Source organism: Litchfieldella xinjiangensis, assembly GCF_000759345.1.
Lineage (GTDB): Bacteria > Pseudomonadota > Gammaproteobacteria > Pseudomonadales > Halomonadaceae > Litchfieldella_A > Litchfieldella_A xinjiangensis.
In genome coordinates, this window is sequence record NZ_JPZL01000001.1 from 1,567,795 (window position 1) to 1,586,199 (window position 18,405).

The 18,405-nt window shown below is 60.7% G+C and carries 15 protein-coding genes, 3 tRNA genes and 1 pseudogene; 10 read left to right on the top strand and 9 right to left on the bottom strand.

The annotated features are described in order from the left end of the window. Positions 1-14: 14 nt before the first annotated feature. Positions 15-2,792: a DNA polymerase I gene (gene polA / locus JH15_RS07300; protein ID WP_043528433.1), complete on the bottom strand. Its 2,778-nt coding sequence runs from the start codon at positions 2,790-2,792 to the stop codon at positions 15-17. Positions 2,793-3,042: 250 nt separating this feature from the next. On the opposite strand from polA, the gene JH15_RS07305 reads away from it, so the two are divergent. The 3 genes from JH15_RS07305 to speA all read left to right on the top strand — a co-directional run bounded on the left by JH15_RS07305 (position 3,043) and on the right by speA (position 6,278). Continuing rightward, positions 3,043-3,324 (top strand): DUF2782 domain-containing protein, encoded by a 282-nt coding sequence (locus tag JH15_RS07305; protein WP_043528435.1) that lies wholly within the window; start codon positions 3,043-3,045, stop codon positions 3,322-3,324. Between the two features lie 93 nt (positions 3,325-3,417). Continuing rightward, positions 3,418-4,380, top strand: a complete 963-nt coding sequence (locus tag JH15_RS07310; RefSeq protein ID WP_043528437.1) for a homoserine kinase — start codon at positions 3,418-3,420, stop codon at positions 4,378-4,380. Further along, complete coding sequence (gene speA, locus JH15_RS07315) at positions 4,377-6,278, top strand: biosynthetic arginine decarboxylase (RefSeq protein WP_043528439.1); 1,902 nt, start codon at positions 4,377-4,379, stop codon at positions 6,276-6,278. The genes JH15_RS07310 and speA overlap by 4 nt, the downstream gene beginning before the upstream one ends. 86 nt (positions 6,279-6,364) lie before the next feature. On the opposite strand, the gene JH15_RS07320 is transcribed toward speA, so the two are convergent. Further along, a complete protein-coding gene (locus JH15_RS07320; RefSeq protein ID WP_043528442.1) occupies positions 6,365-7,030 on the bottom strand; it encodes a fumarylacetoacetate hydrolase family protein in 666 nt (221 codons plus the stop codon). 343 nt (positions 7,031-7,373) lie between these two features. On the opposite strand from JH15_RS07320, the gene JH15_RS07325 reads away from it, so the two are divergent. From JH15_RS07325 to JH15_RS07340, 5 genes and pseudogenes are all read left to right on the top strand, one after another. Beyond that, a complete protein-coding gene (locus tag JH15_RS07325) occupies positions 7,374-9,533 on the top strand; it encodes a TonB-dependent receptor (RefSeq protein ID WP_043528444.1) in 2,160 nt (719 codons plus the stop codon). Positions 9,534-9,972: 439 nt separating this feature from the next. Further along, positions 9,973-10,182 carry an ABC transporter permease subunit gene (locus JH15_RS07330; RefSeq protein ID WP_043528446.1) on the top strand — a complete coding sequence of 70 codons (210 nt, stop codon included), beginning with the start codon at positions 9,973-9,975 and terminating at the stop codon, positions 10,180-10,182. A 32-nt stretch (positions 10,183-10,214) separates the two neighbouring features. Beyond that, positions 10,215-10,656 (top strand): annotated as a pseudogene (locus JH15_RS18595) (ABC transporter ATP-binding protein); the annotation flags it as partial. Positions 10,657-11,103: 447 nt separating this feature from the next. Next, entirely contained in the window at positions 11,104-11,310 is a 207-nt protein-coding gene (locus JH15_RS18600) for a TOBE domain-containing protein (RefSeq protein WP_231566401.1), read from the top strand. Continuing rightward, a complete protein-coding gene (locus JH15_RS07340) occupies positions 11,303-12,133 on the top strand; it encodes a phosphodiesterase (RefSeq protein WP_043528448.1) in 831 nt (276 codons plus the stop codon). The genes JH15_RS18600 and JH15_RS07340 overlap by 8 nt, the downstream gene beginning before the upstream one ends. Positions 12,134-12,346: 213 nt before the next feature. On the opposite strand, the gene JH15_RS07345 is transcribed toward JH15_RS07340, so the two are convergent. The 7 genes from JH15_RS07345 to JH15_RS07375 form a co-directional block, all read right to left on the bottom strand. Beyond that, positions 12,347-12,422 (bottom strand) — tRNA-Thr (locus JH15_RS07345). A 38-nt stretch (positions 12,423-12,460) separates the two neighbouring features. Continuing rightward, positions 12,461-12,535: transfer RNA gene (locus JH15_RS07350), tRNA-Gln, on the bottom strand. Between the two features lie 6 nt (positions 12,536-12,541). Beyond that, a tRNA-Phe gene (locus tag JH15_RS07355) sits at positions 12,542-12,617 on the bottom strand. Between the two features lie 81 nt (positions 12,618-12,698). Beyond that, positions 12,699-12,971, bottom strand: coding sequence for an oxidative damage protection protein (locus JH15_RS07360; RefSeq protein WP_043528451.1), 273 nt, complete (start codon positions 12,969-12,971; stop codon positions 12,699-12,701). Continuing rightward, positions 12,968-14,083 (bottom strand): A/G-specific adenine glycosylase, encoded by a 1,116-nt coding sequence (gene mutY, locus JH15_RS07365; protein ID WP_043528453.1) that lies wholly within the window; start codon positions 14,081-14,083, stop codon positions 12,968-12,970. Before mutY ends, JH15_RS07360 begins: the two co-directional genes overlap by 4 nt. A 63-nt stretch (positions 14,084-14,146) precedes the next feature. Beyond that, complete coding sequence (locus tag JH15_RS07370) at positions 14,147-16,492, bottom strand: AsmA family protein (RefSeq protein ID WP_043528456.1); 2,346 nt, start codon at positions 16,490-16,492, stop codon at positions 14,147-14,149. Then, positions 16,489-16,944, bottom strand: a complete 456-nt coding sequence (locus JH15_RS07375; RefSeq protein ID WP_043528458.1) for an acetyl-CoA sensor PanZ family protein — start codon at positions 16,942-16,944, stop codon at positions 16,489-16,491. The genes JH15_RS07370 and JH15_RS07375 overlap by 4 nt, the downstream gene beginning before the upstream one ends. Before the next feature lie 142 nt (positions 16,945-17,086). Between JH15_RS07375 and hisB the strand changes: the two genes are divergently transcribed. Both hisB and hisH read left to right on the top strand, forming a co-directional pair. Further along, positions 17,087-17,680 (top strand): imidazoleglycerol-phosphate dehydratase HisB, encoded by a 594-nt coding sequence (gene hisB / locus JH15_RS07380; protein ID WP_043528459.1) that lies wholly within the window; start codon positions 17,087-17,089, stop codon positions 17,678-17,680. Positions 17,681-17,740: 60 nt separating this feature from the next. Next, positions 17,741-18,382, top strand: a complete 642-nt coding sequence (gene hisH / locus JH15_RS07385) for an imidazole glycerol phosphate synthase subunit HisH (protein WP_043528461.1) — start codon at positions 17,741-17,743, stop codon at positions 18,380-18,382. Positions 18,383-18,405: the final 23 nt, after the last annotated feature.

The following is an 18,405-nucleotide window of genomic DNA, read 5'->3' on the forward strand; positions in this document are numbered from 1 at the left end:
CAATCAGGGCGGCGTCAGTGGGCCTCGTCCCAATTGGCGCCGCTCTCGGCTTCGACCACCAGCGGCACGCTGAGCGCGGCGGCGTGCTGCATGCGTGACTTGATCGCCTCAAGGAATGCCGTGACCTGTGTCTCCTTCACCTCGAAGACCAGTTCGTCATGGACCTGCATTACCATCCAGGCATCGAACTCACCTTCCTGAAGCCAGGCGGCGACGTCGATCATCGCCAGCTTGATGATATCGGCGGCAGTGCCCTGCATCGGGGCGTTGATCGCGGTGCGCTCGGCGGCCTGGCGTCGGGCGTGGTTCTGGGCGCGAATTTCGGGCAGATAGAGCCGACGACCGAAGACGGTCTCCACGAAACCATCCTCGGCCGCCTGGGCACGGATGCGATCCATGTAGCGCGCCACCCCGGGGTAGCGATCGAAGTAGCGATCGATGTAGGTCTGCGCCTGACTGCGCTCGATATGCAGCTGCTTGCCCAGGCCCCAGGCGCTCATGCCATAGATGAGGCCGAAGTTGATGGCCTTGGCGCTGCGCCGCTGATCGCCGCTGACCTTGTCCAACGGCACGCCGAACACCTCGGCGGCCGTCGCGGTATGAATGTCGCGGTTCTCGGCGAAGGCTTCGAGCAGGCCACTGTCTTCGGACAGATGCGCCATGATGCGCAATTCGATCTGAGAGTAGTCGGCCGCGACGATACGGTAGCCGGGGCGGGCCACGAACGCCTGACGGATCTTGCGGCCTTCCTCGGTACGGATGGGAATGTTCTGCAGGTTGGGATCCGAGGATGAGAGTCGCCCGGTCGCCGTCACCGCCTGGTGGTAGCTGGTATGCAGCCGCCCGGTGGCCTTGTTGACCAGGCGCGGCAACTTGTCGGTATAGGTCGACTTGAGCTTGGAGAGTCCACGATGCTCCATGATCACCTTGGGCAGCGGATAATCCAGCGCCAGCTCCTCGAGTACCGCCTCGGCCGTCGAGGGGGCACCCTTGGGGGTCTTCTTGATCACTGGGATCTTCTGTTCCTCGAACAGGATCTCCCCGAGCTGCTTGGGCGAGCCGAGGTTGAACTCACGACCGGCCAGTTCGAAGGCCCGCGCCTCGAGCTCGCGGATACGCTCGTCGAGTTCGCGGCTTTGGGTATGCAGGCGCTCGGCATCGAGCGCCACGCCGGTGCGTTCCATTCCCGAAAGCACACGAATCAGCGGTCGCTCCAGCCTATCCAGCACTTCGGCCAGGCGGCCCTCGGCCTCGATGCGGGGCCTCAGCGCGCAGTGCAGTCGCAGCGTGACATCGACATCCTCACAGGCGTAAGGCACGGCCCGCTCGAACTCGATCTGGTTGAAGGTGAGCTGCTTGGCACCCTTGCCGGCAACCTCCTCGAAGCTGACGGTCTTCTGCCCCAGGTACTTGAGCGCCAGCGAGTCCATGTCATGGCGGGTGGCGGTGGAGTTGAGCACGTAGGATTCGAGCATGGTGTCGGTGAGCGGTCCGCGCACCTCGATACCGTAGTTGGCCAGTACCGATATGTCGTACTTGAGATTCTGGCCGATCTTGCCCCGCTCGGGATCCTCCAGCAACGGCTTGAGGGTCGCCAGTACGCTGGCCCGGTCGAGCTGATCGGGGACGTCGAGGTAATCGTGGGCCAGCGGCACATAGGCGGCCTCGCCAGGCTCGAGGGCCAGCCCGACCCCCACGATCTCGGCCTCCATGTAATTCAAGCTATTGGTCTCGAGGTCGAAGCAGAACGCTTCGCAGGCATCGAGTCGCGCCAGCCACTCATCCAGCGCGTCCTGGGTGAGGATCAGGTGGTTCTTGCATGCCGATACACTGGCCTCGGGAGCCTGGTCATCAATGCCACCGGCGGACGTAGTCGCCACGCCGGCACCGCGAGCGACGTCATCCACCCCTTCGTCCTTGCCGGCGAGCAGTTCGGAGAGCCAGTTCTTGAATTCGAGCTCGGTGTAGAGCCGCTTGAGTGCCTCGCGATCGGGATGGGCGATATCGAGATCGTCGAGCCCCACCGGCAGTTCGCAATCGACCTTGATGGTCGCTAGCTGATAGGAGAGATAGGCCTGCTCGCGATGTTCCTCGAGCTTCTTGGGCATCGTCTTGGCACCACGAAACCCCAGCGTGGTCACCTTGTCGAGGTCGGCATAGATGGCGTCCAGCCCGCCGCCGATACCCTGCAGCAGACCCAGCGCCGTCTTCTCACCCACTCCCGGCACGCCGGGGATGTTATCGACCTTGTCGCCCATTAACGCCAGGAAGTCGATGATCAGCTCAGGCGGCAGGCCGAACTTGTTCTTGACCCCTTCGATATCGAGGATCTCATCCTTCATGGTGTTGATCAGCGTGATGTGGCCGTCGACCAGTTGCGCCATGTCCTTGTCGCCGGTGGAAATCACCACGTCACGCCCCGCCGCGGCGCCGCGTCGCGCCAAGGTGCCGATCACGTCATCGGCCTCGACCCCTTCGACGCACAGCAGCGGCAGCCCGAGCGCCCGCACGCAGGCATGCAGCGGTTCGACCTGGGAGCGCAGGTCGTCGGGCATCGGCGGGCGCTGCGCCTTGTAGTCCTCGAACAGTTCGTCGCGAAAGGTCTTGCCCTTGGCATCGAACACCACGGCCATGGGGCTGTCGGGGTAGTTCTTGACCAGGCTCTTGAGCATGTTCAATACGCCCTTGATGGCGCCGGTCGGCTGCCCCTGGGAGGTGGTCAGAGGCGGCAGGGCATGGAAGGCGCGATACAGATACGACGAGCCGTCGACGAGAACGATGGGTGCGGCCATGTCGGAGCGTTTCCTCAGAGTAATGCGAGATGGACACATGATACGCAGCATCGCCTGACACGTCAGGCCTTGGTCGCAGCGATGTGGTTTCGACCCATGCTTGGGAACATCATTCATGCAATGTTTGTCTTCTTAGCGAGCGGCTGGGCATCGCCCGGCGTCCGATTGCCCTGACGCCGAGAAATGACGCTAGTGCAGGTTGCGACCGGTCCGATACACTGCGGGTATCCGCATCGCTGGAGGGCACATCATGAAGGCCACTGCGCATACCATTGCACTGATCCTGGGGGTCGTGATGATTTCCGCGTCCGCCCCCACCCTGGCCCAACAGCAGGTCACGCCCAACATCACCGTGCGCCAGGAGGATAGCCAGACGCTGCGTGAGTATCGCGTCGATGGAAAGCTTTACGCCATCGAGATCGAATCGCCCGATGGCTCCTCCTACCATCTGCTGGATACCCAGGGGGACGGCCACTTCGAGCGGCGCCAGGGCGATCGCATTCCCATTCCCGACTGGGTATTGCGTCGCTGACGCTTTGACGCCATGAGACACATGTGAGCGACGCTCTACACGCCCGGGTCAAGACGCTACAATAGCCGGCTTGGCAACCCGGGCGAGAGACACATGGCCGTATTCACTCCGCTGAGCGACGCACAGGTCGCCGCTTTTCTGCAACGCTTCGATGCCGGAGCGCTGTCACGCCTCGAGGGCGTCGCCAGCGGCACGGAGAACACCACCTACTTCGTGACGACCGATCAGCGCGAGCTGGTACTGACCCTGTTCGAACAGGGTGAGCACGAAGAGCTGCCCTTCTTCGTCGACCTGCTCGATTATCTCGACGAACATCGCCTGCCGGTGCCCGGCCCCCTGCACGATCGTGACGGCATCGCGCTACAGAGCCTGGCCGACAAACCCGCGCTACTGTTTCCGAAGTTGCCCGGCACCTCGCCCAAGCAGCCCAACCTGACCCAGTGTCGTGCGCTGGGCGATGCACTGGGCCACATGCATGCGGTATCGCGCCATTTCCACGGGCAGCGCCCCAACCCTCGCGACCTGCACTGGTTGGCGGCCATGCATCACCGTGTCCTGGCCTATCTCTCGCCGGACGACCAGGCCCTGATGGCCGACGAGATCGATATCTATCAAAGCGTCTTCGGCGATGCGTCCGATCTCCCCCAGGGGGCACTGCATGGCGACCTGTTCCGTGACAACACCCTCTACGAGGGCGATCGCCTGGGCGGTATCATCGATTTCTACAACGGCTGTACCGGCGATTTGCTGTTCGACCTGGCCATCGTCATCAACGACTGGGCCAGCCAATCCGACGGCCAGCTCGACCCGTCACGCCACGATGCCATCCTCGAGGCTTACCAGGCGCGCCGTGCCTTGACCGACGCCGAGCGTGACGTCTGGCCGACCATGCTGCGCATGACCGCCCTGCGTTACTGGCTATCGCGCCTGCTGGTGGTCTATGTTGATCCACCGGCTCATGATCTGACCCCCCACGATCCCGAGCAGTTTCGTACTATCCTGCTGGCACGTCTTGAGAACGGTGCCTTACCCATTCCCGATCGGAGCCATGCATGACCGTAACCGCCGCCAACGCTCGCCGGACCTATAACATCGACCAGTGGGGCAGTGGCTACTTCGATGTCGATGACCACGGCCACGCCATGGTGCGACCGCTGGGCAGCGAAGTCGAAGGTCCCCTGCTTCCCCTCAGCGAACTCACCGACCAGATCCGCCAGGCCGGCCTGCGCCTGCCTGTACTGGTGCGTTTCACCGACATCCTGCATGACCGCGTCGAGCATTTATGTGGCGCGTTCGATGCCGCCATGACCGAAGAGGAGTACCAGGGCGGTTACACGGCCGTCTATCCGATCAAGGTCAACCAGCAGCGGCGCGTGGTCGAAGAGATCCTAGCCACCCATGAGCGCGGTCGCGACCGTGTCGGGCTGGAGGCGGGCAGCAAGCCGGAGCTACTGGCGGTCCTCGCATTGTCGACCGACGGCCCCTCACTGATCGTGTGCAATGGCTACAAGGATCGCGAGTATGTCCGCCTGGCCCTGATGGGCGAGAAACTGGGGCATCGTGTCTATCTGGTCGTCGAGAAGTACTCCGAGCTCAATATCATTCTTGAAGAAGCCCGGAACCTGAACGTCACGCCACGTATCGGCCTGCGCGCCCGCCTGTCGTCGGTGGGCCGGGGCAAGTGGCAGGACACCGGAGGCGAGAAATCCAAGTTCGGCCTGACGGCGACTCAGCTCCTCGGGGTCGTCGAACGCCTGCGTGAGGCGGATGCCCTGGACAGCCTGCAATTGGTACATTTCCACCTCGGCTCGCAGATTGCCAATATCCGCGACATCCAGCGTGGACTCCGCGAATGCGCCCGTCTCTACCAGAGCCTGCGTGAACTGGGCGCGCCGGTGGATACCGTGGACGTCGGTGGTGGCCTCGGCATCGACTACGAAGGCACCCGCTCGCGCAGCGAATGTTCGATCAACTACTCGATGCGTGAGTACGCTAGTAACGTCGTGTGGGCGTTCCGTCAGGCCTGCGAGGCCGAGGGTATGCCCCATCCTCATCTGATTTCCGAATCCGGCCGGGCGTTGACCGCCCACCATGCCGTACTGATCACCAACGTGATCGGTGAAGAGCGCGCTCAGGATAAAGCGCCCGAGCGCCGCGTCGAGGACGACCCGCAGATCGAGGAGCTGTGGCGCGTGCATGACCGCCTCGGAACCATGGAGGATCCACGCAGCCTGGTGGAGGCCTATCACGACCTGATCCAGGCCAATGCCGAGCTTCAGGATCGATTCGTCATGGGACTCGCCGGCCTCGCTGCGAGGGCCGAGGGCGAGGCGGTTTATTTCTCGGCATGCAATCGACTGCGCGAGCGACTCGACTCGCGCAATCGCGCCCATCGCGAAATCGTCGACGAGCTTGCCGAGAAGCTCGCCGACAAGTTGTTCGTGAACTTCTCGCTGTTTCAGTCGCTGCCCGATGTGTGGGGCATCAAGCAGATCTTCCCGGTGCTGCCGCTGACCGGTCTCGACCGGGAAACCACACGCCGGGGTTTGATCCAGGACATCACCTGCGACTCCGATGGCCGCATCGACCGTTACGTGGATGGACAGGGTGTAGAAACCACCCTGCCGCTACCCGAATGGCGGGAGGATGAGGAAAAGCTGCTGGGCTTCTTCCTGGTCGGCGCCTACCAGGAAATCCTGGGTGACCTGCACAACCTGTTCGGCGATACCGACTCGGTGGATGCCGCCCTGGATAGCGAAGGAAATTGGGTGCTGTCTCAGGCCATCCACGGCGATACGGTCGCCGATGTCCTGGATTACGTGAACTTCGACGCGGAAGTGCTGCGTAAGCGTCTCGCCGCCCAGCTCGGGGATAGCGCACTGAGCGAGGAAGAAAGAACGCTATTCCTCGATGACCTCTCGGCCGGCCTCGAGGGCTATACGTACCTGGAGTAGCCCCCCACCTAAAGTGAGCGGATGCCCTTACGCAAGCGCCCCCTGTCACATCGCGACAGGGGGCGCTTTGCTTCTGGCCGATTGCGTTATTCGACGACGCGTGTGGTCAGGTCCAGGCCACCCGTGAGGGTGAAATGCAGTTCACTGCCCTTGGTGAGCTCACCGACCCCGGCAGGGGTGCCGGTCAGCACCACATCGCCTGGCAACAAGGTGAAGTGCCGCGACATTTCCGAGAGCAGCGACGCCACCGGGAAGATCATGTCGGACCCCTCGCCGCTCTGGCGACGCTCACCATCGATATCCAGCGTGAAGGTCAGTGCGCTCCAGTTGGGCACACGATCCAACGGCAGGAAGGCCGACAACGGACAGGCCCCATCGAAGCCCTTGGCAATCTCCCAGGGGTGCCCCTTTTCCTTGAGCTTCGACTGGACGTCGCGCAGCGTAAGATCCAACGCCACCCCGATGCCCACGACAGCCTCTTCGGCCTCGGTATCGGTGGCGTGAGTTAGCTTTTCGCCAATCAACAAGGCAAGCTCGGTCTCGAAGTGCACCGTTCCCTGCGAGAAAGGCGCATCGATAGGGGCATCGAGCGGCACGGCACAGGTCGACGGCTTGATGAACAGCAGCGGCTCACTGGGAATCGGGTTGTCCAGCTCCTTGGCATGATCGATGTAGTTGCGCCCGACGCAGACGATCTTGCCGAGCGCATGGGAATATTCCTGCCCATCGGTGAAGTGGGGTACAAAGCGCATGGCAATGTCTCTCCTTGGAAAATGCGCGCCGGATGCGGCGACCAGCGCTAGAGTCTACCGCAGCAGACACAACGATTTGTAGACTTCGCAGCGTTGCCCCGTTCACCTTCCCCTATCGAGGCTGCAAGTGCGCCCCGGGCTCGTATGCCAGGAAGGCCGGCCGCTACAGGAATAACCGAGTGATGCCGGCGTCAGAGCAAGAAAGCAAGCATCAAACGAGAAACAGTATCAATATTGTTCTCATGTAGATTGACTCTCCCTATCAAGCCTTACAGAATGCGGCATTCCTTTACTAAAAAGCATAAGTCGATCCACCCGGGATCTCCGATTCAAGGAGTCGAGCATGGCTGACCACAAGAACACACAGCGAGCATCAGGGACACGCTGGCCACGCACCACAACTGCCCTGATGTGCTGCACGCCTCTTGTGGTCGTTTCCATGAGCGGCACTGCACAAGAGACAGGCAGCGACGGCGAGGAGCAGGAGGGGTATCGCCTGGCGCCCATTATCGTTAATGCGCAAGCTATCGCCGATGATAATGCGAACACTACCGTCGCACAGGAACTGTGGGTGGGTGGCAAGGTCGCGACCAGCATCCTCGATACCCCCGCTTCCGTATCGGTCATTACTGAAAAAGAGATGGAGCAACGGGACGCCAACACCACTGAGGAAGTCCTGCAATATACCCCAGGGGTCGTCACCGGCTACTACGGCTCCGATGACCGTAACGACTACTTCCAGATCCGCGGATTCCAGGCCACCACCTACCGCGACGGGATGACACTGGGCTCGATGCGTGATGTTCGTGAAGAGCCGTACGCTTATGAGCGTGTGGAGGTCTTGCGGGGCGCCAACTCTACCCTGTTTGGTCCGGCAGACCCAGGTGGCTCGGTCAACTTCGTGAGCAAGCGGCCGCGATTCGAATCGTTTGGCGAAGGGTACGTAGCTTATGGCTCATCTGACCATAAAGAGGCCGGCCTTGATGTAGGCGATACGCTGAACGCCAGCGAAACGTTGGCCTATCGTTTTACTGGCAAGATCAAGGACAGCGAGCGCGAGTACGAATACTCGCGGGACGACGACGAGTTCTTCATGGGCGGCCTGACCTGGAAGCCGACGAACTATACCTCGGCGACGTTGATTCTGGACTATCTGAACCGCGACAACACCCCGAACAGCGGCGGCTACCCATTCGACCGGGAATACGACCGCAGCCAGTTTTTTGGCGAGCCGGACTACAACTTTCACGATGTCGAGCGTACCAGCATGACCGGGCAGCTCACCCATGACTTCGATAATGGCCTGACGCTGTATGGAAACCTACGCTACAGCGATCTGACCGACGACTACGGTTACGTCTATCTGACAGACAATGAGGCCCGTGTAGGCACGGCAGTAGAGCGTAATTACATCGGCGCGGACAGTGAAGTCCAGGAACTGATCGGCAACACCATTTTGCAATACGACGCCCGCTTCGATTGGGTCGACAGCAGCACACTGGCCGGAGTCGAGTATCGCGATGCATCGACTGAAGGTACTACTTACTACGAGTACGTTGAAGGAGGGTCGGTGCCTTCCATTGACGTCTCAAGCCCCGTATACAGCGGGGCTCCAGATAGCTTGAACGTTTACAAGATTGACGAACGGGACTACAAGACCAAGTCGGTGTTCCTGCAGCAAAACCTGTCCTTCAGTGATAAATATATCGTTACGATGGGTGCACGCAACGACTCGTTGGATCTCGCCAGCAAAGGCATCGATAGGGGCACTGCCTTCGATGACAGCGATGACTTTTTGGAAACCTCCGTCCGGGGCGCGCTGACCTATCGCATCACCGAGGAAGTGTCTTCCTATATCAGCTATGTGGAATCTGTCGCGCCCCCCGAGATCGGTGTCACCCCCGAACGCGGTGAGCAGTACGAGATCGGCGTAAAATATGCTCCTTTCGGTATGAATGCGCTGTTCTCGGCGGCGATCTATGACCTGACCAAAGAGAATGTCACTATCTCGGTCGTGCAGGGTACCAATATTGAGCAGCAAACGGTTGGCGAATCCCGTGTCCGTGGCCTGGATCTGGAAGCCAAGGCCGAGTTGACCGATAACCTGAGTCTGACCGGGGGCTATTCCTACATGGATTCGGAAGTAGAGCGCGGCACGCTCTGGAATGGTGCTACCTACGTAGGGATCGAAGGGAATGAATTCACAACAACACCGAAACATACGGCGTCGCTCTGGGGCTACTATACCCTGCCAGACATGGACATGAGCTTCGGCCTGGGGGCCCGCTATACCGGTTCCTACTACTTTGATGCTTTCAATACCTCAAAGAGCGATGCGGCAACGCTCTTCGATGCCGCCTTCAGCTATGAATTCATTCAGAACACCGATCTGACCATCAATGTCAGCAATCTGCTCGACGAGCAGCACGTTGTCGGCTCGGCCACTTCGAATTACTACAACCCGGGGCGTGAAATCGTGGCTAAAGTGAGCTATCGCTGGTAAAGCGATGCCGCTGGCCACCTACCGCACAGGTCAACATGAAGCATGCTAGCCCTGCGAAAATCGCAGGGCTTTTCTTTTGTTTATTGCTCTCCGTCCCATCTGGACAAGATCGCCGAGTGTCACGCTTCAGTGCCGAACGTTAGATGAAGCCATAGCCAAGAGAGGCGGCGCCCCGAGCGCAAGCACAGCGAAGCCAGAAAAGGATTTAGCAACATCGGCGCCGGATATCAGGCTCTGGCACTGGGCTCCTGCCCGACAGAATGAAACAGACAAAAAAAGCCCCGGCATGAGCCGGGGCGATATAGACAGCAATTATACGCAGGAAAAACTGTACCCACCTACTCTGCCACATCGAAGCGCACCGCGACGTAACCTGTGTTAAAGAAACCTAATATGTGCACGTCATTAACAGTGCCCTGGCATCCTGGCGGGAGCGTTAATGGTGGTCACGCTATCGGTCGGCGAGTTCAATATCACGTGGATGCTGCACACCCCGTTGAACAAGACGTTGCCCGTCGGCCTTGCTGACAGCTACGCCTCGATGCGTCTGGAAGTCGGCTCGGCTTACACCTTGCTGTTCCTGCTGATGATCATTCCCTTACTGACCGCACTGCAATGGCTCAGCCGCTTGGCTGCGCCGCGTCGGTGATCCTAAACCATAGCACGCATACGAGGCCGTTCATGTCCTCCTCCGTCAGCATTACTTTACAGAATTGCGCGCGTACCTTCGCCAATGGCCATACCGCCCTGCGCCCTACCGACCTGACCATAGAAGCGGGTGAGACGCTGGTTCTGCTGGGCCCCTCCGGCTGTGGCAAGACGACGACGCTGCGCATCATCAGCGGGCTCGAAAGCCCCGAGCCGGGAGGCCGGGTGTGGTTCGGAGAACGAGATGTCACGCATCTGCCCATCGAAAAGCGTGATGTTGGGCATGGTATTCCAGAACTACGCGCTGTTCCCCAACATGAGCGTTTACGACAACATCGCCTATGGGTTGAAGATCAAGCGCTTGCCCCCTGCGTCGATACGCCAGCGTGTCGACGAGGTCATGGCGATGGTCGATCTGGACGGTTTCGCCCAACGCAGTATCGACAAGCTATCAGGCGGGCAGAAACAGCGCGTCGCCCTGGCCCGCGCCATAGCCGTCCAGCCGAAGGTCCTCCTCTTTGACGAGCCATTGGCGGCGCTCGATGCCAAGCTTCGTGATCGATTGCGTCTGGAGATCGGTACCCTACTGAGGCGATTGGGTATCACCGCCGTTTACGTGACACACGACCAGGCCGAGGCCATGGCGCTGGGTGATCGCATCGCCGTGATGGAACAGGGGCGCATTGCCCAGATCGGCACGCCTCGACAAATCTATCATCAGCCTGGAAGCGCTTTCGTGGCGGATTTCATCGGGTCGGTCAATCGCATTCCCATCGCCCGTCGATTGCCGACAGGCCAGTTGGAAGTCAGTGGTGGGCGTCTCGAATGCACTGATACCGAGCGGCAACAGGCGTTTGTCTTCTGTCGCCCCGAAGATATTACCCTGGTGCCGCCCGGTGAAGGCCATATCCGTGGCGAAGTCATGCAGAGTTTCTTTCTCGGTCAGCATCAGCGACTCCTGATCGATACCGGAGACGATATGCCGCTTCAAGTGGACGTCCCTTCCCGCAGAGTATGGCACCGTGGCGACCCCGTCGGGCTGAGAATCGAAGCGGAAGCGCTCTTTTCACCCCAACATCGCGGCACGCCAGCTTCCGGGTCAGCCAGCCAGGAGCCCGCTCATGGCTGAACACCTCTATATCGCCCAGATCAGCGATCCGCACATCAAGGCTGGGGGTAAACGATCCTACCGCCAGGTCGATACGCGCAGCGCCCTCGAAGCGGCCATAACCAAGCTCAACACGCTGATGCCAAAGCCGGACCTGCTATTGATCAGCGGTGATCTGGTCGATTTCGGACGGCCTGACGAATACGCCACGCTGAAAGCCATACTCGACCAGGTGGAAATGCCTTACTACGTGATCGCGGGAAATCATGACGACCGCCAGCACCTCCGCGACTGCTTCGTCGAGCATGACTACCTGAAACAGGACACGACGTATTTGCACTGGGTCGTCGAAGACTATCCGGTGCGCCTGATCGGGCTCGACTCGACGGTTCCCGGGGCGCCTTACGGATTCCTTTGCCGGGAGCGCCTGGCGTGGCTGGTGCGAGCGCTTGATCAACAACCGGCCAAGCCGACCGTGATCATGTTGCATAATCACCCCTTCCCAAGCGGAATTCGGCATATGGATAGTCAGCCGTTGCGGAACGCAGCTGACCTGGAGGGGATACTAAGAGGTTATTCGTCTATTGAGCGTGTCGTATGCGGGCACCTACATCGCAACGTCCAGGCACGTTTCGCAAACACGTTGGCCTGCAGCTGCCCAGGAGTTTCGCATCAAGTGGACCTGCAACTCGATCGTGAGGTGACGCCCGCCTTCAGAATGGAGCCGCCCGGCTACCTGCTGCATCGGTGGTCAGCCGAAACAGGGATGCAGACCCATACCGGGTTCATCGCTCATTATCCTGGCCCATTCCCGTTCTACGATGAAAATGGGCTGATCGATTAACTAAGCGGGCCTCACCAGGCTGTCAGGTTATAAATTATTGAGGTGAGAAAAGTTGGGGGAAGGCCCGACTGTGAACAGCTCGTCAGCGCCCAGATAGTGACCGAGCCGATTAGCCCCCCCGGATCTACGTAAGCAAAATACGCACAAACGAAAAAACCGCCCTTGGAGGCGGTTTTAACTATGCGTAAGCGCTTGATTCGGTAGGCGTTGTCTTGGTGCCGGCACCAGGAGTCGAACCCGGGACCTACTGATTACAAGTCAGTTGCTCTACCAACTGAGCTATGCCGGCGTAGGCAATGCTTGCGCTTAACTGTCAGAAGGTTGGCGTGGCTGGGGTAGCAGGATTCGAACCTGCGAATGCCGATACCAAAAACCGGTGCCTTACCACTTGGCGATACCCCAGCAATGTGGTGGCCAGAGACGGAATCGAACCGCCGACACGGGGATTTTCAATCCCCTGCTCTACCGACTGAGCTATCTGGCCCCTGCCAACGCCGACGTATTTAACTAGAATCGCTTCGCGACGTCAAGGCTATCCAATTCAAAAAGTTGGATTCTTTGCCAATCATTGGCTGGGCGGCACGTAGCCCTCGGCCTGGTCGGTTTCTCGGTTGTCGAAAAAGCGCTCCATCTGCTCCATCAAGTACTCGCGTGCTGCAGGGTCGAGCAGGCTGAGGTGCTTCTCGTTGATGAGGCGGGTCTGAAGCGCTTGCCACTCATCCCAGGCCTGCTTCGATACGGTCGCCTGGATCTCCTGCCCCTTCTTGCCGGGCAACGGTGGAAACGGCAATGCTTCCATCTCTTGCTGATACTTGCGACAGAAAACGGTGTGGCTCATGGCGCACTCTCCTCACTGAGCATGTCGTGTGACTCGGAAAGCCGCTGCGCCAGATGGCCCAGCAACGTCTTGACCGGTGCTGCCAGCCCCACGCTGGCGGGTTGCTCCGGGTCGTACCACAGCGTGCCACGTTCGTGGATGGCATCGCTTGAGCGAGCGATATACCCCGGCTGTGGAACGATAGACAGTCTGAAGTGACTGAAGGTGTGGGTAAAGGCGTTCCATGGCGAGGACAGCCGCGCGTGGGGCGCGTGTCGGTCCAACCAGTCTTGCAGGTCGCCTTGCGTATCGAACTGGGGGAAACACCATAGGCCGCCCCAAATGCCGGTTGCTGGGCGCTGTTCGAGTAATACCCGGCCATCGCCGTCCTTCAGCAACAGCAGGGTCGTTTCCCGTTCGGGCAGCGCCTTCCTGGGCTTCGGCTCGGGGAAACGGCGCTCCTCACCCCGGGCATGCGCCATGCAGACATCCTCGAAAGGACACAACAGGCAGCTCGGTTTGCTCCGGGTACATACCGTGGCGCCAAGATCCATCATGGCCTGGCTGTAATCGGCCAGACGCGTCTCGGGCGTATAACGCTCGGCGAATTGCCAGAGCGTACGCTCGACCTGAGTCTTGCCAGGCCAACCTTCCACTGCGTGCAAACGTGCCAGGACCCGCTTGACGTTGCCGTCCAGGATCACGGCGCGGCGGCCGGTACTGATGCTGATGATCGCCCCGGCCGTGGAGCGGCCGATGCCGGGGAGCTCGGCCATGGCCTCGATGCTCTCCACGGGGAACTCACCGCGGTACGACTCGACCACGATTTGCGCTGTCTTGTGCAGGTTGCGCCCTCGGGCGTAGTACCCCAGCCCGGTCCACAGGTGCAGCACCTCATCCTGGGACGCTGCCGCCAGCGCCTGGACATCGGGGAACCGCGCCATGAAGCGCTCATAGTAGGGAATCACCGTGGCGACCTGGGTCTGCTGAAGCATGATCTCCGAGACCCACACCCGATAGGGGGTCTTGTCGTGCTGCCAGGGAAGCGTCTTGCGGCCATGGCGGTCGAACCAGTCCAGCAGACGATGCTGAAACTGCGGCGGCGTCAGGACGAGCGGAAGAATATCGGCCATGGGCTCACTACCATAAAAAAGCGCCGACTCGGAAGTCGGCGCAGGACTGGCTTTCAATGATGCTCACTGGAACAGACCGCGTAGGGCATCACGAAGTTCCTTGGATTTTTCTTCACCGATGCGTTCATCGAGATTTTCCAGGGCCTTGCCGACCCGGGATTCGAACTCTTCGCCGGCACGGCGCTCCACCTCGTCACGGGCCAATTGCCCGACGGCCTGCTGGAATGCCTGCCGGTCGAAGCCACACCATTCGCTGGGCTGCCCACCGAGCACCCCCTCACAGCGCACTGGAAGCGGCAGCCGCTCAAGCCGCGGGTTGACGTTGCAAGCGGCGTCGGCGGTATCGACGAAGCGTGTCTGGGCACGATAGTCGAAGCGCATATCCCCCAGGTCGAGCTCGCCTTTACCGCCCAGGGCAATGCCGGGCAGTGTCAGTTCGAGATCGTCGTTATGCACGACACCATCACGGAAGATCAGGGTCGCCTGGGCACGGTCGAAACGGGTGTCGGGGCTCCAGTCACGTGTCGTCTGCTCTCCCTCGAGCAGCGCCGCCACCGTGCACAGCTCCTGAGATATATTGACGTCGAGCATCGCCCCATCAACGATACGCAGGTTGGTCCGACCGTTCAGGTTGCGCTTGAGGGCCGCCTGGGTATTGCCCCGAGAAGTCAGTTCGCCATTGACATTGAGCCGGCCGCGCAGCGGTGAGCTCTCGCCCTGGAGCGCTTCGTACAAGGGTGCAATCTGCACGCGCTCGAGCGTGGGGTTGAATGTCCATTGGATCGGCTCTCGAGAGACATCGAGGCGCGCAGGTAGACGCAAGGTGCCGTCATAGAACCCGGCCTCGAAGCGCTCGAAACGATGCTGGCCTTGCTGACCCGCAAGCTGGACACCGATATCACTGAAGCTCAGACCGAAGGCCTCGAGACGTTCCAGGGCCAGACGCCCGTCAAGCGACGCCTCTCGCAGCCAGTCGACCGGCACCATTGCCCCCGCTTCCTGGGCATAAGCCGCATCGATACCGGGCAGGAAGAAAGAGGCGGCCTCGGACGAGGCGACGTCGGCCGGGCGGTAGGCATCCAGATCGAGCGCATCGCCCTGCAGGTCGAACGATAGGACGCTTCCGTCATAGGCGCCCCCCATCCGCCCGGTGAACGTGGAACCATCCAGCACCAGTGTCAGGTTCGTCAGTTCGCCGCGCTGCAGATCCCCTCGTACGGGACTGGTCAAGGCGACATCGCTGAAGGCGGACTCGCTGCGTGCCTGGGGGAGCTTGCCAAAGCGGCTCAACCACGGGCGCAGCGACATCGGGGTCATACGTATCTGGCCTGAATAGCGCGGGGCATCCAGCAAGTCACTAAAGGCCAGTTCACCGTTGAGCTTGAGGTTATCCTCACCGGTCAGTTGCAGATTGCGCAGCTGCAGCGTTTCGGCATTGAGATCGGCTTCGGCAACGAAACTAAGAGAGAGGGGAAGCGCCCGTTCGCCCATGGCCGGGTGGGAGAAGCTGGCGTCCAGCGCCCCGCCTTCGATCTGGTAGCGGTCCTCCCTGAGTTCCGCGATGACCCGGACCGCCTTGAGATTGGCCTGTTGCTTGCGCGATTCCCACTCGTTCAGGCTCGTCTGGGTATCGAGCACGACATTTTCCAGAACATACCGGCCATCGGCCAAGCCCAGGCGCACCCGGCTTTCGAAGCTTACGTTGCTGGTCAGCTCGGGCGATGCACTCTCGTCCTGGCGCCAGCTTGCATCGGGAAACGAGGCCAGGCTGAAGGAGGTCCTAAGCGGAAACGGCCGGTTCGGGTTGACGTTCGTGCCACTGATATTGAGCGCGCTGAATCTCAACTCATGGTTATTCTGTCGGTCGCTATAGAACACCTTGCTGTCACGAACCTGAACGCTGGCAATATTCAGGGCAACGTTCATACCGCCCTCGCTGAGGTTGGGGCCCGATGCTGCCGGCGCCAGCGCGGACTCGGCCTGTTCACCCCGCTCATCAAGGCGATCGAGCAGCACCTGCCAATTGCCGTGCCCTTGCTCATCCCGCTTGAGGTTGAGATGCATGTCCTCGAGGATCAAGCCGTCGATGGCGATGTTACCGGAGAGCAGCGGCGCAAAGGCCAGGCTGACCTCAGCCCGCTGGAAAGCGGCAAACGGCACCTCGTCCTCGGATCGCTCGGATAGCCAGGCCTCGGCCTGTTCGACGCTGACCCCGAGTCGTGGATAAAATGACCATGACAGGGGACCGTCGAGGGTCAGCTCGAGACCACTCTGCTCACGCACCACCTCGATCAGGCGGGGCTTGAGATCGTTGGGATCGAAGAACGTCGTGATGTAGACCACCGCGGCGACCATCACCACGCCCAGTACACCAATGACGGCCAGCAGCGTTCTTACCAGCGCTCTCATCGTGGTCCTCCCTGTGACCCCTGTAGATTCAATTCGTAGTAGTCGCCCTCGGCCGTGGGTCGGTAGCCCAACCGTGCCAGAAGCAACTGATCTTCCATACTCAGAGGCTTGGCCGCGACCCGCAGCTTGCGGCCTTGGCCGTGAGCCGCCTCACCGACCAGCGCCAGCAAGCGTGAGCCGACCCCGCGCCGCCGGGTGGTCTTGCGAACGCAAAAATACGATAACCACCAGATCTGGCCCTCTTCGCTCACGGCAACTGCACCAAGCAGGCGGTCGTTGAAGCGCGCGCAGAAGAAACGTCCGTTCGAGGCCAGATGCTGCTCGATGAACGTATCGACGGGCTGAGGCAGGCGTTCGGCGGGGGCATCGGCATAGATGCGTGCCAAATCGTGGGCCACCTGAGCGTCTCCTGCCCAGCCGGCGTGGTCCACGGGGAAGAGTGTTACCGGCATTAGCGTTTCTCCAGGCCGGGACGGGGCCGATGGGGCCCGACAACCCCGGCATTGTAGCGGATGGGGGGGACGATTCTCTATAATGGCTGGTTCTGGATCCTTCATTTATGTCATCGCGCCAAGGCGCAGGAGTCGAACCGCCATGTCCGAGCGTACCGCCACGGTCTCACGCCAGACGCAGGAGACCCAGATCACGGTGAGCGTCAACCTCGATGGACAGGGTCGTTTCACCTGCGAGACAGGCGTGCCGTTTCTCGACCACATGCTCGACCAGGTCGCCCGGCATGGCCTGATCGACCTCGATATCCAGGCGACAGGTGACTTGCACATCGACGATCATCATACTGTCGAGGATCTCGGTATCACGCTGGGCCAGGCCTTTGCCAAGGCCATCGGCGACAAGCGGGGCATCCGCCGCTATGGGCATGCCTACGTTCCCCTCGACGAAGCCCTTTCAAGGGTGGTCATCGACTTTTCCGGCCGGGCGGGGCTATTCATGGACGTCGAGTTCACCCGCGCCACGATCGGCCGCCTGGATACCCAACTGTTCTGGGAATTCTTTCAGGGGTTCGTCAATCACGCCCAGGTCAGTCTGCATATCGACAACCTCAAGGGCTTCAATGCGCACCACCAGGCCGAGACCATCTTCAAGGCCTTCGGCCGCGCACTGCGCATGGCCGTTGAACCCGACCCACGCATGGCCGGTCAGATGCCGTCCACCAAGGGCTGCTTGTAAGTTCACCGCGATATTTCATATCGATTCCCGCGGTATTCACACTGATTAAAGGAGCGCGCCATGACCATTGCCGTGATCGACTACGGGATGGGGAACCTGCATTCCGTCGCAAAGGCATTGGAGCATGTCACCCATGAACATGTGGTAGTGACGCGTGACCCCAGGCGCATTCAGGGAGCCACCCGCGTGGTGCTGCCCGGCCAGGGCGCGATACGCGACTGCATGGGCGAGCTGGAGCGCACCGAGCTGCGAGGTGTCGTGCTCGAGCTGATCGCCAACCAGAGCAAGCCGTTGCTGGGTGTCTGTGTCGGCCAGCAGATGCTGCTCGAGCATAGCGAAGAGAATGACGGTATCGAATGCCTCAACTTCATGCCCGGCAAGGTTCGGCGCTTCGCAGACAATCTGCGCGACGCCAGCGGTGAGCGACTCAAGGTGCCGCACATGGGTTGGAATCGTGTCGTCCAGCGCCACGCTCATCCATTATGGGAAGGAATCGAGGACGGCGCCCGCTTCTATTTCGTCCACAGTTACTATGTCGATGCCGCGGACGATTCCAGCGTGTTCGGTACGACCGAGTACGGCGGCGTTCATGCCCATGTCGCGGTGGGCCGGGGGAGCGTCTTCGCCGTGCAGTTTCACCCTGAAAAGAGTGCCGGTGACGGCCTGCGCCTGCTGGAAAACTTCGTGAACTGGGCGCCCTGAGCAGCCCCACCTTGACGACGAGA

What these genes read in the sequence shown, in the direction of transcription:
- polA (WP_043528433.1), bottom strand. Translation starts at nt 2,792, where the DNA reads ATGGCCGCACCCATCGTTCTCGTCGACGGCTCGTCGTATCTGTATCGC.
- JH15_RS07305 (WP_043528435.1), top strand. Translation starts at nt 3,043, where the DNA reads ATGAAGGCCACTGCGCATACCATTGCACTGATCCTGGGGGTCGTGATG.
- JH15_RS07310 (WP_043528437.1), top strand. Translation starts at nt 3,418, where the DNA reads ATGGCCGTATTCACTCCGCTGAGCGACGCACAGGTCGCCGCTTTTCTG.
- speA (WP_043528439.1), top strand. Translation starts at nt 4,377, where the DNA reads ATGACCGTAACCGCCGCCAACGCTCGCCGGACCTATAACATCGACCAG.
- JH15_RS07320 (WP_043528442.1), bottom strand. Translation starts at nt 7,030, where the DNA reads ATGCGCTTTGTACCCCACTTCACCGATGGGCAGGAATATTCCCATGCG.
- JH15_RS07325 (WP_043528444.1), top strand. Translation starts at nt 7,374, where the DNA reads ATGGCTGACCACAAGAACACACAGCGAGCATCAGGGACACGCTGGCCA.
- JH15_RS07330 (WP_043528446.1), top strand. Translation starts at nt 9,973, where the DNA reads ATGGTGGTCACGCTATCGGTCGGCGAGTTCAATATCACGTGGATGCTG.
- JH15_RS18600 (WP_231566401.1), top strand. Translation starts at nt 11,104, where the DNA reads ATGCAGAGTTTCTTTCTCGGTCAGCATCAGCGACTCCTGATCGATACC.
- JH15_RS07340 (WP_043528448.1), top strand. Translation starts at nt 11,303, where the DNA reads ATGGCTGAACACCTCTATATCGCCCAGATCAGCGATCCGCACATCAAG.
- JH15_RS07360 (WP_043528451.1), bottom strand. Translation starts at nt 12,971, where the DNA reads ATGAGCCACACCGTTTTCTGTCGCAAGTATCAGCAAGAGATGGAAGCA.
- mutY (WP_043528453.1), bottom strand. Translation starts at nt 14,083, where the DNA reads ATGGCCGATATTCTTCCGCTCGTCCTGACGCCGCCGCAGTTTCAGCAT.
- JH15_RS07370 (WP_043528456.1), bottom strand. Translation starts at nt 16,492, where the DNA reads ATGAGAGCGCTGGTAAGAACGCTGCTGGCCGTCATTGGTGTACTGGGC.
- JH15_RS07375 (WP_043528458.1), bottom strand. Translation starts at nt 16,944, where the DNA reads ATGCCGGTAACACTCTTCCCCGTGGACCACGCCGGCTGGGCAGGAGAC.
- hisB (WP_043528459.1), top strand. Translation starts at nt 17,087, where the DNA reads ATGTCCGAGCGTACCGCCACGGTCTCACGCCAGACGCAGGAGACCCAG.
- hisH (WP_043528461.1), top strand. Translation starts at nt 17,741, where the DNA reads ATGACCATTGCCGTGATCGACTACGGGATGGGGAACCTGCATTCCGTC.